This window comes from Corynebacterium breve, assembly GCF_030252165.1.
Lineage (GTDB): Bacteria > Actinomycetota > Actinomycetes > Mycobacteriales > Mycobacteriaceae > Corynebacterium > Corynebacterium breve.
The window spans coordinates 936,240-952,673 of sequence record NZ_CP126969.1; the positions used below are offsets into that span (position 1 = coordinate 936,240).

Annotated in this window: 12 protein-coding genes; 10 read left to right on the forward strand and 2 right to left on the reverse strand. The window is 57.0% G+C overall.

Annotation, left to right across the window (positions count from 1 at the left end; all coding sequences use genetic code 11):
• Positions 1-13 precede the first annotated feature (13 nt).
• Positions 14-1,561, reverse strand: a complete 1,548-nt coding sequence (locus tag QP027_RS04620; RefSeq protein WP_284826377.1) for a mechanosensitive ion channel domain-containing protein — start codon at positions 1,559-1,561, stop codon at positions 14-16.
• A 282-nt stretch (positions 1,562-1,843) separates the two neighbouring features.
• Here QP027_RS04620 and QP027_RS04625 point away from each other — a divergent pair, with 282 nt between their 5' ends.
• The 7 genes from QP027_RS04625 to serA all read left to right on the forward strand — a co-directional run bounded on the left by QP027_RS04625 (position 1,844) and on the right by serA (position 10,753).
• The gene (locus QP027_RS04625) at positions 1,844-3,712 is read left to right on the forward strand and encodes an acetolactate synthase large subunit (RefSeq protein WP_284826379.1); all 1,869 of its coding nucleotides are present in this window, start codon (positions 1,844-1,846) and stop codon (positions 3,710-3,712) included.
• 6 nt (positions 3,713-3,718) lie between these two features.
• The gene (gene ilvN / locus QP027_RS04630) at positions 3,719-4,234 is read left to right on the forward strand and encodes an acetolactate synthase small subunit (protein ID WP_284826380.1); all 516 of its coding nucleotides are present in this window, start codon (positions 3,719-3,721) and stop codon (positions 4,232-4,234) included.
• A 94-nt stretch (positions 4,235-4,328) separates the two neighbouring features.
• A complete protein-coding gene (gene ilvC / locus QP027_RS04635; RefSeq protein ID WP_284826381.1) occupies positions 4,329-5,345 on the forward strand; it encodes a ketol-acid reductoisomerase in 1,017 nt (338 codons plus the stop codon).
• Between the two features lie 109 nt (positions 5,346-5,454).
• A complete protein-coding gene (locus tag QP027_RS04640) occupies positions 5,455-6,381 on the forward strand; it encodes a cation diffusion facilitator family transporter (protein ID WP_284826383.1) in 927 nt (308 codons plus the stop codon).
• A gap of 62 nt (positions 6,382-6,443) precedes the next feature.
• On the forward strand, positions 6,444-8,249 hold the full coding sequence (locus tag QP027_RS04645; RefSeq protein WP_284826385.1) for a DUF262 domain-containing protein: 1,806 nt from the start codon (positions 6,444-6,446) through the stop codon (positions 8,247-8,249).
• Entirely contained in the window at positions 8,230-9,120 is an 891-nt protein-coding gene (locus tag QP027_RS04650; RefSeq protein WP_284826387.1) for a hypothetical protein, read from the forward strand. Before QP027_RS04645 ends, QP027_RS04650 begins: the two co-directional genes overlap by 20 nt.
• Before the next feature lie 49 nt (positions 9,121-9,169).
• Positions 9,170-10,753, forward strand: coding sequence for a phosphoglycerate dehydrogenase (serA, locus tag QP027_RS04655; protein ID WP_284826389.1), 1,584 nt, complete (start codon positions 9,170-9,172; stop codon positions 10,751-10,753).
• Positions 10,754-10,827: 74 nt separating this feature from the next.
• On the opposite strand, the gene QP027_RS04660 is transcribed toward serA, so the two are convergent.
• A complete protein-coding gene (locus tag QP027_RS04660; RefSeq protein ID WP_284826391.1) occupies positions 10,828-12,324 on the reverse strand; it encodes an alkaline phosphatase PhoX in 1,497 nt (498 codons plus the stop codon).
• Between the two features lie 485 nt (positions 12,325-12,809).
• On the opposite strand from QP027_RS04660, the gene QP027_RS04665 reads away from it, so the two are divergent.
• The 3 genes from QP027_RS04665 (at position 12,810) to QP027_RS04675 (ending at position 16,374) form a co-directional block, all read left to right on the forward strand.
• Entirely contained in the window at positions 12,810-15,080 is a 2,271-nt protein-coding gene (locus QP027_RS04665; protein ID WP_284826393.1) for a carbon starvation CstA family protein, read from the forward strand.
• Between the two features lie 12 nt (positions 15,081-15,092).
• Entirely contained in the window at positions 15,093-15,287 is a 195-nt protein-coding gene (locus tag QP027_RS04670; protein WP_284826395.1) for a YbdD/YjiX family protein, read from the forward strand.
• Positions 15,288-15,357: 70 nt separating this feature from the next.
• On the forward strand, positions 15,358-16,374 hold the full coding sequence (locus tag QP027_RS04675) for a 3-isopropylmalate dehydrogenase (RefSeq protein WP_284826397.1): 1,017 nt from the start codon (positions 15,358-15,360) through the stop codon (positions 16,372-16,374).
• Positions 16,375-16,434: the final 60 nt, after the last annotated feature.

Sequence of the window (16,434 nt, forward strand, 5' to 3'; positions counted from 1 at the left end):
CAATCGCGTCTCACTATTGTGCAGTGGCTGTCTCAGAATCGGTTTGTGGCGGGAATTCCGTCTCCGGTGGAACGTCTACTGCCTCAGTTGGCTGCACCTGCGGTGATGGCTGCGGTGATGGCTGCGGCGCGTTTTGCGGGGCATAGTTACTCGTCGGAGCCGCAGTGGTGGGCTCGGTTGAGGGGTACTCAGTTGGGGTGGCTGGTTCCTCTGGATACGTCGTCGGAATTGGTGTTGATTCGGGCTCGCTTGTTGGCGTTGGAGTAAGTTCTGGTTCCGGTGTTTCGCTTTGCGACGTAAACGTGGACGGAGGTGCCAGCACTCCCGAAAAGTACTCATCATCGACAGTGCCGGAAGCGCTCATTCCACGCAGTAGTAATAGGACAAAGAACAACACGATCAAAGCAGCTGAAGACGCGCGCATGCGTCCGCCGGCCGTCAAGATAGATTGGAGTTTGGTCATCGGAAGCGGTGCATCATCTTCCTCGTCCTCACTGGAGAAATCACTCGAGGCGTCGCGTGCGGCTGGGTCCTCGCCGTCGCCTTCGTCGAAAAGCTCTGGCACACCAGGCTGGGTGGAATCATTGGCAGGTGTATTTTCACTTTCGATGATCGTCGTTTCTCCTGTGACTGGTTCAAATTCCTGGGTCGGAGTGGGGTCGACAAGGGGCAGCGCAGGGGTGCGGACATCGTCGATGAGTTCACCCGAGACAGTGGTGGCAGAGCCGTACTCGTTCCAAAACTCGTTGAGGATTGACATGCGGATCGCGCGCTCGACAAGCCACTGGGAGCCAGCCTTGACTTGAATCATCAGTCGCATATCTACGGTCCATGGCATGCCCACGGTAGAAGGGGGATTCACCCCGACTGCTGGGTGCACCTCAAGATCGCCGATGATTTCGGATCGCACGTCGTGTCGTCGCAAAGCTCGGCGCGTGGCTTGTTCGGTGCGATGAAGTGTCTCTTCAGCATTGGCAGACCCAAGTAACGGCACGGGGATCACTACGACGGCGCGGGACCAGTAGTGGGAGCGGTTGATACAAATGCGTGCGGTGGAGTTTGGGATATTCACCGTGGACTGGTCGATCGTGCGGATCTGGGTCGAGCGCATTGTGACCTGGATGACGGTGCCTTCCACGCTGACACCGTTGCCCTCGAATGCAACCCAGTCGCCTACGCCGTACTGCTTCTCCGAGATGATGAAAAAGCCCGCAAGGAAGTCCGCGATGATGCTCTGAGCGCCGAAACCGATGGCGGCGGAAACAACCGTGGCGGGAATTGCAGCACCGGCAAAGGAGAACCCGAGCTGTTGCAAGAGCAGCACAAGCAAGACGAAGTAGGCAATGAGCTGAGCAATGTAAACGCCTACGCCAGCCAGCGCGAGCTTGCCCTTTCCTTCCTGTTCGTCGCTTTGTCTAGCAACGCGCGCTTCAAGGACGCGGTTGGCAAAGCGACCAGCGCGGGGGACCAGCATGGTCAGCACGATCAAAATAGCGATATTGACACCAGGACCTGCAATCCAGCGCCACAGAGAAGTGAAAAGTAACTCAAACGGGATCATAGTGCCCCCAAGTTATCCCCCTATATATGTAACCAGCTGTGAAGTGTGTATTATTAGCCCATGATCATTTTGCGACTAGTAGTGGTACCGACGCGGCGCCTGCCGTGACGGTGAGAAATCACTTCTCGTCGTTGTGCAAGCGCCCTCGACAGCACCCACCCGTAGTGCTGGACGAGGGCTTTGTTATGTGGTCGCGCAACACTTACGGCTAAACACTTCGATCCGCCACCCCTGGGTCGTGAATTCGTTTACAACCAACTCTTTTTGAAGGAGCTTTCAAAAGTGGCAGCTTCCAATAAGCCAACACCTGCGAAGGTCGCCAAGAAGGCGACTAACGCAGCTCCGGAGCGCATGACTGGTGCAGAAGCCATCGTGCGAAGCCTGATCGAACTGGGAACCGATCTTGTATTCGGTCTCCCAGGCGGTGCGGTGCTTCCTCTCTATGAGGCACTGTACGCAGCGCCTGAACTCCGTCACGTGCTCGTGCGCCACGAGCAGGGCGCAGGACATGCAGCAGAAGGCTACGCACACTCTTCTGGCCGCGTCGGCGTTTGCATTGCGACCTCGGGCCCAGGTGCGACAAACCTGGTCACCGCAATTGCAGATGCACACCTTGACTCCGTGCCAATTGTCGCGATCACCGGTCAGGTCGGTTCCCAGCTCTTGGGTACTGATGCTTTCCAAGAGGCAGACATTCGTGGTGTCACCATGCCGATTACCAAGCACAACTTCATGGTGACCGATGCAGCCGAGATTCCAGCGGCCATCGCTTCGGCATTCCACCTTGCAGAGACTGGTCGCCCAGGCCCAGTCTTGGTCGACATCCCGAAGGATGTTCAAAACGCGGAAATGGACTTCTCCTGGCCGCCAGTCATTGACTTGCCCGGCTACAAGCCAGTGACTACTCCTCACTCGCGCCAGATTTCCCAGGCTGCAAAGATGATTGCAGAAGCACAACGCCCAGTCCTCTACATCGGCGGTGGCGTTGTTAAGGCGAACGCAAACAAAGAGCTGCTCGCCTTTGCTGAATACACCGGTATCCCTGTTGTGACCACTCTGATGGCACTGGGCGCATTCCCGGAGTCCCACGAACTGCACATGGGCATGCCTGGTATGCACGGCACCGTTCCAGCAGTCGGCGCTCTGCAGGAATCTGATCTCTTGATCACCATCGGTGCGCGTTTCGACGACCGCGTAACCGGCGACCCTGACGCATTCGCGCCGGGCGCCAAGGTTGTCCACGCTGATGTTGACCCAGCGGAGATCGGCAAGATCCGTCCAGTTGATGTCCCTATTGTTGGCGACGCAAAGGAAGTGCTCCACGCGCTCCTGGATAACTTCAAGAAATCGAAGAAGGTCGAACGACCAGATATCGAGCCTTGGCTGAACTACCTCAACGGCTTGAAAGAGCGTTTCCCACGCGGATACGAACCACAGTCAGACGGTTCTCTGTCACCGCAGTTTGTCATCGAGACCTTGAGCAAAGAGGTTGGCCCTGAGGCTGTCTACGTCTCCGGCGTTGGCCAGCACCAGATGTGGTCGGCACAGTTCCTCGATTTCGAGCACCCACGCACGTGGCTCAACTCCGGTGGCCTGGGCACCATGGGCTACGCAATCCCAGCTGCCTTGGGTGCAAAGGCCGGTTGCCCGGACAAGGAAGTCTGGGCAATCGACGGCGATGGCTGCTTCCAGATGACAAACCAGGAAATCACCACTGCTGCCGTCGAAGGGTTCCCATTTAAGGTTGCTCTGATCAACAATGGAAACTTAGGCATGGTTCGCCAGTGGCAGACACTGTTCTACGACAAGCACTACTCCCACACCAAGCTGCATCAAGACACACACTATGTGCCGGATTTCTTGCAGCTGTCTGAAGCGCTGGGAGCAGAGGCGATTCGCGTAACCAAGGAAGAGGAGGTTCTTCCGGCAATCCGCAAGGCGCGTGAGATCAATGATCGCCCAGTGGTCATTGACTTCGTCGTTGGCGAGGACGCTCAGGTGTGGCCAATGATCGCCGCTGGCAACTCGAACTCCGAAATCCAGTACGCGCGTGGACTCCGCCCATTCTTTGACGAGGACGAGTCCGCTGCGGAATCTCCTGCGGAAATCGACGAAGTGATGGATGCTTTGTCCGAAAAGAAGGGTAGGTAATTCACAATGGCTGATACCGATATCACTCGCAATATCCTGTCCGTTCTGGTTCAAGACATCGACGGCATCATCTCTCGTGTAACCGCAATGTTTACCCGTCGTGGTTTCAACCTGGTGTCTCTGGTGTCCGCGAAGACCGAGACCGATGGTATTAACCGCCTGACCATCGTCGTGGAGGCCACCGAGCACTCGATCGAGCAGATCACCAAGCAGCTCAACAAGATCATCCCTGTGCTCAAGGTCGTTCGCCTGGAAGACGAGACAACCATTGCTCGTTCCATCATGCTGGTGAAGGTTAACGCGAACAACAACAACCGCCCACAGGTGGTTGATGCGGCGAATATTTTCCGTGCTCGCATTGTCGACGTCGCACAGGAATCCGTTGTTATCGAAGCAACTGGTACGCCTTCGAAGCTGCGCGCTTTGCTCGACGTATTGGAACCATTCGGTATCCGCGAGCTCATCAGTTCTGGTGAAATTGCGCTGAACCGCGGTCCAAAGACAATGGCGCCGACTAAATAGTCGGACACATCACAACCTAAAGAAGTTTCCAAAAACACCCGTGGCATAATCAGCCACTGAATACTTTTACACAAGAAAGGTGAGTGTTTCACTCATGGCAATTGAGGTTTTTTACGACGACGACGCTGATCTGTCCATCATCCAGGGTCGCAAGGTAGCTGTAATCGGCTACGGTTCTCAGGGCCACGCACACGCAATGAACCTGCGTGAGTCTGGCGTTGAGGTTGTCATCGGTCTGCGTGACGGCTCCAAGTCTGCAGAAAAGGCAAAGGAAGCTGGCTTCGAGGTAAAGAACAACGCGGATGCGGTCGCATGGGCAGACGTTGTCATGCTGCTTGCTCCAGACACCTCACAGGCTGAGATCTTCACCAAGGACATCGAGCCAAACCTCAATGACGGCGACGCACTGTTCTTTGGCCACGGTCTGAACATTCACTTCGACTTGATCAAGCCAGCTGACAACATCATTGTTGGCATGGTTGCCCCTAAGGGCCCAGGCCACCTCGTTCGTCGTCAGTACGTTGACGGCAAGGGCGTTCCTTGCCTGATCGCAATCGATCAGGACCCACAGGGCAATGGCCAGGCACTCGCACTGTCTTACGCTTCTGCAATCGGCGGCGGCCGCGCAGGTGTTATCCCAACCACCTTCGAGGCAGAGACTGTCACTGACCTCTTCGGCGAGCAGGCTGTTCTGTGTGGCGGCACCGAGGAACTGGTCAAGACCGGTTTCGAGGTTCTTACCGAGGCTGGCTACGAGCCAGAGATGGCGTACTTCGAGGTTCTTCACGAGCTCAAGCTCATCGTCGACCTGATGTTCGAGGGTGGAATTGCCAACATGAACTACTCGGTATCCGATACCGCTGAGTTCGGTGGCTACCTCTCCGGCCCACGTGTCATCGACGCTGACACCAAGGCTCGCATGAAGGATATCCTCACCGACATCCAGGACGGCACCTTTACCAAGCGCCTGATCGCTAACGTCGAGGGTGGCAACAAGGAGCTCGAGGGCCTGCGTGCGCAGTACGCTGAGCACCCAATCGAGGAAACCGGCGCCAAGCTGCGTGACATGATGAGCTGGGTCAAGGTTGACCTGTCTGACACTGCTCGTTAATTTCGCTTAGCGACGACAACATCTGCCCAGGACAATCCTGGGCTTTTGTTTTGTGCGGGTGTTTTCAATTGATTGCCATTAAGGTGGGCGGTGGGATAGTGTGACAGATATGGGCGGTCACAAACACTCGCATGGTCACGGTCATGGTCACGACCATGACCACGGCATAGACGTGCGCACCACACCACTGCGTGCGTTGGTAACGGCGCTGACTATCACCGGCGTAATTTTCTTTGCCGAGCTTATCGGTGGGCTCGTCTCAGGCTCGTTGGCGCTGTTGGCCGATGCCATGCATATGCTGTCTGACGCCACGGGCCTCATTATCGCGGTGATCGCCGTGATCGTTGGTAAGAAGGCTGCCACTGTTACGGCGACCTACGGTTACCGCGGTGTGGAGGCATTGGCTGCGGCGGTAAACGCGTTAACAGTGGCAGGTGTCTCGGTGTGGATTGTCGTCGAAGCGATCCTTCGTTTGAATTCCGACGAGACGGTGAAAACGCACGTCATGGGCATTGTCGCTGTCGTTGGACTTGTGGCCAACGCGGTTTCGGCATGGGTGTTGTCGTCGCAACGCAAATCCTCCCTAAACGTGGAAGGGGCCTTCTTGCATGTTCTCACAGACATGTTGGGCTCGGTTGCGGTCATTATTGCGGCGGTAGTCATCCATTTCACTGGGTTCCGTGCTGCCGACACCATCGCCTCATTGTTGATTGCAGCGCTAGTTATCCCAAGGGCCGTACAGTTGCTCCGTTCGTCGCTGGGTGTTTTACTGCATCAGGTTCCCGAAGGGTATGACGTGGTGGAAATCGAGCGCAGTTTGCAGGGGATTGAGGAAGTTGACGCCGTCCACGATCTCCACGTGTGGTCGACCAATGGCACTGAGGCGCTGGCTACCTGTCATCTTGTGGTGGAGCATCGAGATTGCACCGCTCCAGTGCTGGATGCAGCCCAAGCGAGGCTGAGGGAATACGGTATCGATCATTCGACAATCCAGATCGAACACCCGGGCCACCAAAGCCATGAACACTATTGCTAAAGGTGTGATTAAATGGCGGGGCTTGATCGGCGGGGAAGTGGCAAGCCAGTTACAGTAGGCTCATGGGTTTTACCACGCCAAGCTACTCGCTGAATGATCTTTTCGAACGTATTGACCGCTCCGAACTGCAGCTTCCTGACTTTCAACACGAATACACCTGGGATATCGACAGAATTCGATCTATGCTCACCACCGTTTTGCGTGGCTACCCGGTTGGTTCGTTACTTGCGCTTGACACCCGGAACACCCCGTCGCGCTTCAAGCCGCGCCCAGTGAAGGGCGCGCCGAATCGGGGTGTGCAGCCTGGATTGTTGCTACTCGATGGGCAGCAGCGACTGACGGCCTTGTACCATTCCCTCCGCGGAGACGGTGTCGTTGACACCGTTGGCTTTCGTGGTAATTCCATTCGACGGAGGTTTTTCGTCGATGTTGTCCACGCGGTGGAGAACGACCCCATGCCGGATGAGGCAGTTTTCGCAGTAGACATGGACGGCAACGTCCGTTCGCACTTTGGCCCTTCCATTCCGGGGGGCATCAAAACCCGCGACGATCTGATTAATAACCACATTGTTCCTGTATCCAGCCTGCTCGGCGAGGCAGGCAACGATCTTCTCTTTGACATGGCAACCCAGTCGGATGATCCGCAGATCCGCGACGCCGTGAAGCAGTTCCACAATCGCATCGTGCGTGCGATGACGGCCTACGACATTCCCATGGTGCGCCTAGATCGTGATACCGCGCAGCGCGGTATCGGCCAGATTTTTGCCCAGGCAAACTCGGTGGGCCAGCCCATGGACGTTTTCGAGCTTCTAACTGCAGTATTTGCCAACGAAGATCACTCATTCCGACTGGCGGATCACTGGGCTGAGGTGGAGGCCTACCTACGCCGCCATCCAGCGCTCGATGGGGTGGAACGAATCCAGTTCCTCCGGTCTGTGGCACTTTTGGTCACTAGCCGACGTGGGTCCGCGATGGGCCATCGCGGTGACATCTTGAACTTGTCGCTGCAGGAATACCTCGAAGCTGCAGAAGAACTGCTGCCTGCCTACGACACCACGGCGGAATTCCTGTACAAGCGACGCATCGTTTCGACCGATCAGGTGCCGTACAGCTTCCAGCTGGTGCCGCTGACTGTGATCTTCGCAATCTTGAAGGACAGCCCAGAGGTGTTGGAATCTGTCCAAGGACGCGATCGTCTGAACCAATGGTTCTGGTCGGGCGTATTCGGGGAGCTTTATGGATCTGCGGCACCGACCATCCGCGCAGGTCGAGACGTTGACCAAGTCACTGCGTGGGTGCGTGGTGCTACTGACGAGGTTCCCAAAACCGTCGCTGACGCTGAATTCAAGGAATCGCGACTGATCACCGCTGACCAGGATTCTGGTGTGTATCGCGGCCTATACGCGCTACTCATGGCTCGTGGTGCGCGCGACTGGCGCACCGGTTTGCCCTTCAACTCCGAGACCATCGCAGAATTGCAACCACACTTCGCCCAGATTTTCCCGCGCCCGTTCTGCGCAGCCACCGGCGTGCGCCCCGAGCTCGCGGAATCCGTGGTAAACCGCACCCCGATGGGCCGTCGCACGGAGATCATGATTGACGGGGGAGCACCCAACCGCTACATTCGCCGCATGCAGTCGAAGTCCATCATGGAAGACGATGAATTTGATGCGGTGGTCGCAACGCACGAGGTCAATCCAGATACGCTATTCAACGGTGACATCGAGCGGTTCTTCCGTGAGCGCCGTGAGCGTTTCCTCGGCATGATCGAGTATGCGATGAACAAACCCGTAGTGCGCGATGGCGAGGACATGAGCCAGATTTTCGTCGACAAGCCTGAGCGTACTGGTGACGAAGAAGAAAATTAGCGCACTCCTAGCGGCTCTGCTTCTTGGCACAACTCTGGTTGCCTGTTCCTCGGATGAACCTGCTGATCCCTGGCAGAAGGCCAAGGCCGTTAATCACAATCGAGCGGAATCCGGACGGTTTCCAGACCACCCCATCGTGCTCGATGATCCAGAGGGGTACAAGTCCTCTGAGCTGTTTTTCCAGAAGTCCGAAATCGCAGTGCTTGTCGACGACACCGTCGCGGCGGGCCTGCGCGGAGGATCTGTCGCCATGGTCGTTCACGCCCCAATGTTGGTGTACAAGCCTGACCACCACAAAGAAATGTTGGCCGAGCTCGACCGGTTGGGTGCCCACACGATCCTGACGGTTGGGTCGGTTGCGTTGGCACCTTCGGAAGGTGCTCGCAATGTGATACGTGATCCAGGTGGCCCGGAGGCGTTGGGGGAGTTCACGGCCTTGCAGTTTGAGGAAGTAGTGGTGGAGAAAGCAGAGGATGCTGTCGCTGCGGTGGCAAACGTGGATGAAGCGACTCCGACGTGGTTGCGGGCTGGGTGGGCGGAGCCGTTCGTCGGTAAGCGGGCAGAGGCTCGGCCGGTTCCGGGGCAATCGCCGAGGGATGCTGATATGGCACCGAAGGTGATTGCTACGCCCCATTCTGATCTTGTAGCGGTAGTGAATGCACGCAGCTACGGAGCGGAAGTTACTATGGTGAGCGACCCCAATCCCGCGAAATCTGAACGCACGCTTGCACAAGTGATCGGGCTGAGTGACCAGCCGTTGATCGCTTTGGGAGCAGAGTTTGGAACCGCTGCGGAGTTGTCTGCCCAAATTCGGGTAGGTGAGGTTGATTTAACAGTCGAACCGAACGCAAAGCCGTTCCCTTCCGGCTAAAATAAGCCAGGCAAATCGTCTTTTTCGTCGATATTTCAGGAGAATTCTCGTGACCAAACCCGTCGTGCTCATTGCAGACAAGCTCGCACAGTCAACCGTTGACGCTCTCGGAGATGCTGTGGAGGTGCGCTGGGTCGACGGACCAAACCGCCCAGAGCTTCTCGCAGCGGTTCCAGAAGCAGATGCACTGCTTGTTCGCTCTGCAACCACCGTGGACAAAGAAGTCCTCGAGGCAGCTCCAAAGCTCCAGATCGTCGGACGCGCGGGTGTCGGCCTGGATAATGTGGACATTGAGACCGCTACTGCACGTGGCGTCATGGTTGCTAATGCTCCAACGTCCAACATCCACTCCGCGTGCGAGCACGCGATTGCACTTCTCCTGTCGACTGCTCGCCAAATTCCTGCAGCAGACAAGACCCTGCGCGACGCAGAGTGGAAGCGTTCTTCCTTTAAGGGCGTCGAGATCTTCGGAAAGACCATCGGTATCGTCGGCTTCGGTCACATTGGTCAGCTGTTCGCTCAGCGCCTCGCTGCCTTTGAAACCAACATCATCGCGTACGATCCATACGCCAACCCAGCTCGCGCAAAGCAGCTTGGTGTCGAGCTGGTAGAGCTTGACGAGCTCATGGCTCAGGCCGACTTTGTTACCATCCACCTGCCTAAGACCAAGGAAACTGCAGGGATGTTCAACGCGGACCTGCTGGCAAAGTCCAAGAAGGGCCAGATCATCATCAACGCTGCGCGTGGCGGCCTAGTTGACGAGCAGGCACTGGCAGATGCAATCAAGTCCGGCCACATCCGTGGCGCGGGCTTCGACGTCTACTCTTCCGAGCCTTGCACCGACTCGCCGCTGTTCGAGCTGGACGAAGTTGTTGTTACCCCGCACCTGGGCGCGTCCACCGTCGAGGCGCAGGACCGTGCAGGCACCGATGTCGCGGCTTCCGTGTTGAAGGCTCTCGCCGGCGAATTCGTTGCAGACGCAGTCAACGTCTCCGGCGGCAAGGTTGGCGAGGAAGTTGCTCGTTGGCTCGAACTATCCCGCAAGCTTGGTTCGGTTGCAGCGCAGCTTCTCGACGACGCTCCTGTCTCCCTCAAGGTCACCGCACGTGGCGAGCTGTCCACCGAAGAAGTTTCCGCACTGGCACTGTCTGCAGTACGTGGCGTTTTCGCTGGCGTTACTGAAGAGCCAGTCACTTTTGTTAACGCTCCGCAGGTTGCAGAACAGCGCGGCCTGGAGTACACCGTTGAGACCGAGACCGAATCAGAGACCCACCGCTCCGTTCTCGAGGTTCAGCTTGTGTCCGCCACTGGCGACGCAGCGACTGTCGTCGGCGCACTGACTGGCCTTGAGCGCGTGGAGAAGATCGTCCGTATCAATGGCCGCGGCATCGACATGCGCGCTGCTGGTCGCAACCTGTTCCTGCGTTACACCGATCAGCCAGGCGCACTGGGCAAGGTCGGATCCCACTTGGGTGATCAGGGCATCAATATCGAGGCTGCTGCACTGACCCAGACCACCAAGGGTGACGGTGCAATCCTGATTCTGCGCGTTGACTCCGAGGTGCCTGCTGAGCTGGAGACAAAGGTTGCAGAGCTGCTCAGCGCTTCTAGCTTCCAGGTCGAACTTGACTAGTTAGTCGTTCTAGCAAAAAGTTATCGCCTCCCGTGCTTCATTCGAAGCGGGGAGGCGATAGCTATATCTGGATGCTACTTGCAGATCGAAACAAATGGGCCAGAGATTGCGTAGGTGCAGTCACCCTGAACAGAAGCGAACAGGATCATGCCGGACTTGTCGAATGCAGGGCCTGCCCACTCGCCACGGTCAGCGAGGTCGCGGGCGATCTCGCGGGAACCGAAGGAGTCATTGTAAGCGATGAGGCTGCAAGGGTTGTCGCCGTCCTCGGTGGTGACAACGCCGCCCCATGGGGTGACGGTGATGTTGTCTGGGCCGTGGAACTGCTTGATTTCCTCGGTTGGGTGGTTCGGAACAACGCCACCCATGCTGTTGTCTGCTGGGTAGTACTCCTTGAGAGTCAGGGTCTCGTCAGCGAAGGAGTAGTACATGATCATGCCGGAGTCGAGTTCGGTGATCGAAGGGTACTGATCGAGCTGCTTCTGGTTGGTGTAGGACAGGGTGAACCAGAGGCCGTTTGCATCTGGCCAGCAGCCCTCGATCTTTGGGTGAACGGTTGCGCCTGGGAACTGCGCGCGCAGGTCGGAGTTCTGTGCCTGACGGTCTTCGCCACCGTGAACCCAGGTGACTGGGTATGCCTTGCCCTTGTCAGCTTCGGTGAGCTCGGAGTAGTGGATGAGATCCTTGCCGTCCTTGACCAGCTTTGCCGCCTGCAGGATGCCGTCATTCTCGCCGAACTGCTCAGCGATACGTGCGCCGATCTTGGTGCCTTCTGGAGCGATCCAACGGTAGAAGAGGCCGCCGCCGGTGTCTTCGGTGATGTATGCCTTGGTCAGGGATGGATCAATAGCTGCACCCTCCCAAACCGCACGGCCCCATGCCTTGATTGGCATTGGGAGCTGGTCTGCGACGCCACCAGGGAAGACCTCGAACACGTAGCCGTGATCCTTCTCTGTAACGTAGGTCTTTCCATCGACGGAGGAGACAACCTCGGTACCAGCCTTGGTGGTGTCCTCTTCACATGCCAGCCAGGTTCCCCAAGGGGTTTCGCCACCTGCACAGTTGCGGATGGTGCCGGAAAGAGCGACCCACTGCTGTACGAAGTTACCCATTGCGTCAACCTCTACGTTGGTGTTGCCGCCCATGCCGGTTGCGCAACCTGCGTCGTAGATGGTTCCTTCAACCAGTGGAACTGGAACGTCGGCGTTGGAGCGGCACTCGTGGTTGCGGATCAAGATGGTGCCCGCAGCGGCTGGGATCGCGCCGGTGCCGTCCAAGTTGGATGGGATCTTGCCGACGACTGCGCCGCCCTTGTCGTCAAGCAGGTCTTCGACGCCGATGGTGGAAACGCGGTTTGCCTTGAAGCCCTTTGGAAGAGCGAGCTTCTGATCGTCGACGATGTTGTTCAGCAGTGGAGCCTTCTTGCGGCCGGAGGAGAGGCCTGGCTGGCCGAAGCCGTTGGAGGAGGACAGGGAGCTGAGGCTGGAAGCGTTAGCGTGTGCAGCGGTGCCAGCAGCGATGAAGCCGGTAGCAGCTGCAGCGCCTAGGAAAGAACGACGAGACAGGGACATTTCAGATACCTTTCAGGGAAATACAAGACTCTTTGGTCGCTCACGGTCCAGCAGAATTGCCTGTACATTGATTTTCAAAAGGGTGGCCAAATGAAAAACGATAGGTAAACATTTGGAGTGCAATTGGCAAAAACTGGATTATGCTGGCGTTTGTTGGCTTGGATCGACACGGCCTTGCGCCCGTGTCGCCCTATAATGGGGGTATTCAATTTGGGTGGCCCACGAGTGTGCTGCCCGGAGTGGGCTACTGGCGTGCGGGATCGCCGGGGCGGGACAGGGGTGATAATTCATTTCTCGCGGGTTGAGCGGTGGTCTTGTGTAGGTTTACTTGTCAACTAACCTTTGTCTCTACACGGCGATCTTTGGGAAAGTCTGTACGTAGCTATGTGGAGTGTGTAAAAATAGCACCTACCTTCGGCCGGTGCTGTGAATCACCCGCCGATGGGGAATGTACCTTGCCTCACATAAGAGAAAGGCAGTAGCTTGTGAGCACTGCAATCGACCGGTATGACAACGACCGGATAGAGAAGACAGTCGACGACGGCGGCGTCGAGCACATCGTCGGTATCCGGCCGAAGAAGGTCATCGGTACCGTTGAACGAATCGTTATTGCATTCTTCGCAATAGTCGCGGCTTTCGGATGGGCTGCTATCGCCCTCAACCGTGATGAAACAATCAACTCTGTGTGGCTCGTGTTCGCGGCCATCGGTTCCTACGTTATTGGTTTTACTCTTTATGCTCGTCTAATTGAGTACAAAGTGGTCAAGCCCGTTACCACTCGTGCGACTCCAGCCGAGTACGTCAACGATGGGTCAGACTTTGTTCCGACCGATCGCCGCGTGCTGTTCGGGCACCACTTTGCGGCTATCGCAGGTGCAGGCCCACTTGTAGGCCCGGTTATGGCAGCTCAAATGGGTTACCTCCCAGGAACCCTGTGGATTGTCTTTGGCGTGATATTCGCCGGTGCAGTGCAGGACTTTCTTGTTTTGTGGGTCTCTACGCGCCGTAAGGGCCGTTCGCTGGGGCAGATGATTCGCGACGAGGTTGGCAAGGTCGGTGGTGCGGCGGGCATCATCGCCACGATCGTCATCATGGTGATCATTATTGCTGTATTGGCGCTGATCGTCGTTAATGCTTTGGCGGATTCCCCGTGGGGCGTTTTCTCAATTTCGATGACGGTCCCGATCGCAATGTTTATGGGCGTATACCAGCGCTTCTTGCGTCCGGGTCGCGTTACAGAGGTCTCTATTATCGGAATTGTCCTGTTGCTCGCTGCGATTATCGGCGGCGGATGGGTAGCCGATACCGAATGGGGCGCGGAGATGTTCACCTGGTCAAAGGAAACGCTGGCATTCGTCATCATCGGCTACGGCATCGTTGCGGCGATTCTTCCTGTGTGGCTGCTCCTCGCTCCGCGTGACTACCTATCTACGTTTATGAAGATCGGTGTTATCGCACTTCTGGCTGTGGCAATTTTGATTGAACGCCCTGAGGTGCAAATGCCATCGGTGACCTCATTTGCGGTAAACGGCGATGGGCCCGTTTTTGCAGGCAACCTCTTCCCGTTCCTCTTCATCACGATCGCCTGTGGCGCGCTGTCGGGCTTCCACGCGCTGATTTCCTCCGGTACCACGCCGAAGCTAATTGAGAAGGAAACACAGATGCGCACCATTGGCTACGGCGGAATGATTATGGAGTCTTTCGTCGCAGTCATGGCGCTCATCACCGCGGTTGTCATCGATCGCCATAAGTACTTCGCTATGAACTCACCGGCCTCGTTGACTGGCGGGACTTCTGAGGGCGCCGCCGAATTCGTCGCCACGCTTGATTTGCCCGGTCAGCCGATTACCGCGGCCGAGCTCGACGCTGCTGCACAAACGATTGGCGAGGCAACAATCGTCTCGCGTACCGGTGGCGCGCCAACGCTTGCTTACGGCATGGCAGAAATCATGACCGATCTACTGGGTAGTCCCGCGATGCAGGCGTTCTGGTACCACTTTGCGATTATGTTCGAGGCACTGTTCATCTTGACCACTGTCGATGCGGGCACCCGCGTTGCACGCTTCATGATGACTGACACTTTGGCTAACATCCCGGGCCTGAAGAAGTTCAAGGATCCGGACTGGACACTGGGCCACTGGATTTCCACGGTCTTTGTTTGCCTGCTGTGGGGCGCCATCTTGATCATGGGTGTGACCGATCCGCTGGGTGGTATCAACGTGCTCTTCCCACTGTTTGGTATCGCGAACCAGTTGTTGGCAGCAATGGCGCTGACCCTGGTATTTGTGGTCTTCATCAAGAAGGGGCTGTACAAGTGGGCCTGGATCCCGGGTGTGCCTTTGGTCTGGGATCTGGTGATTACGATGTACGCGAGCTTCCAAAAGATCTTCCACTCCAACCCTTCCATCGGCTACTTTGCGCAGCATGCGCGCTTCAAAGATGCCAAGGCGCAGGGACTTACGGAGTTTGGCACCGCTAAGTCTGCCGAGGCGATTGATGCCGTCATCCGCAACACCATGGTGCAGGGCATCCTGTCCGTCGTGTTTGCTGTGCTTGTCTTGGTTGTCGTAGCTGCGGGCATCGCAGCCTGCATCAAGGCTGTGCGCATGCGCGCGGCCGGCGAGGAAATCCTGACCACTGAAGAACCTGATACGCCTTCGACGATGTTTGTCCCGCGCGATCTTGTGGCCACAAAGGAAGAAAAACAGCTGGCTAAAGACTTGGGAATCACTGTCGGATCCTCGGGCGAGAACTAGGGGGTGACAATCATGGTTGGTGTATTGAAGAAGAGCTTGTCTTCGGTGTCCTGGTACTTCAAGGAGCTGATGGGGGACAACGACTACGCCAAGTATTGCGCTCACCTGAGGCGGCATCACCCAGGTCAAACGCCACCGAGTGAGCGTGAATATTGGAAGGCGCGGTGGGCTAAGCAAGATGCCAACCCCGGCGCGAGGTGTTGCTAAACCGTTGCTGCTAAACCGTTGCTGTTAAACTAGGCCAAAAGACCACATGGTGAGAAAGGAATCCCACATTATGAAAATCGCGGTGATCGCCGGCGACGGTATCGGGCAAGAAATCATGACCGAGGGACTCAAAGTCCTCAATGCGGTGCGTGACGATGTCGAAACGACCGACTACGACCTCGGATCGCGCCGTTACCAGAAGAACGGCGAGCTTCTTACCGACGCTGATCTCGACAGCCTGCGCGAGCACGACGCGATTCTCTTAGGCGCTATCGGCGATCCTGCCAATGTCCCAGCTGGTGTACTGGAAATTGGTCTGCTGTTGAAGATGCGTTTCAAGCTGGACCACTTCATCAACCTGCGCCCAGCGAAGCTGTACCCAACCTCGGTCAGCCCACTGGCAAACCCAGGCGACATCGACTTTGTCGTCGTGCGCGAAGGAACCGAGGGAATGTACACCGGAAACGGCGGCACCCTGCGCCAAGGCACCCCGCACGAGGTTGCCTCCGAGGTGTCGCAGAACACCCGTTACGGCGTGGAGCGCACCGTCCGCTACGCTTTCGACCTTGCGATGCAGCGCAACAAGAAGCTCACCCTGGTGCACAAGAAGAACGTCCTCGTCAATGCCGGCGGCCTGTGGCAGAACACCGTGGATCATGTGGCCAAGGAGTTCCCTGAGGTTGAGGTGGACTACAACCACATCGATGCGGCGACCATCTACATGGTCACCGATCCCCAGCGCTACGACGTGATCGTCACCGACAACTTGTTCGGCGACATCCTCACCGACTTGGCAGGAGCTGTCACAGGTGGCGTCGGTCTAGCATCGTCCGGCAACATCGACGCATCGCGCACCAACCCTTCGATGTTTGAACCAGTGCACGGCTCTGCGCCTGACATCGCTGGCAAGGGCATTGCAGACCCTACCGCGATGATCCTCTCCGTCGCGATGATGTTGCGCTGGCTTGGCGACGAAGCCAATGCCGTTCGCATCGAAGATGCCGTCGCGGCCGATGTTTCTGCACGTACCGAGACCGCAGTGGTGACCTCGGAAGTGGGCGATCGCATCGTCGCCGCTTTGCAGTAAACTATGAAGCATTGCTAATCAATGCGTCCCCGTCAAGTGTCTATGCGGGGACGCATTTCT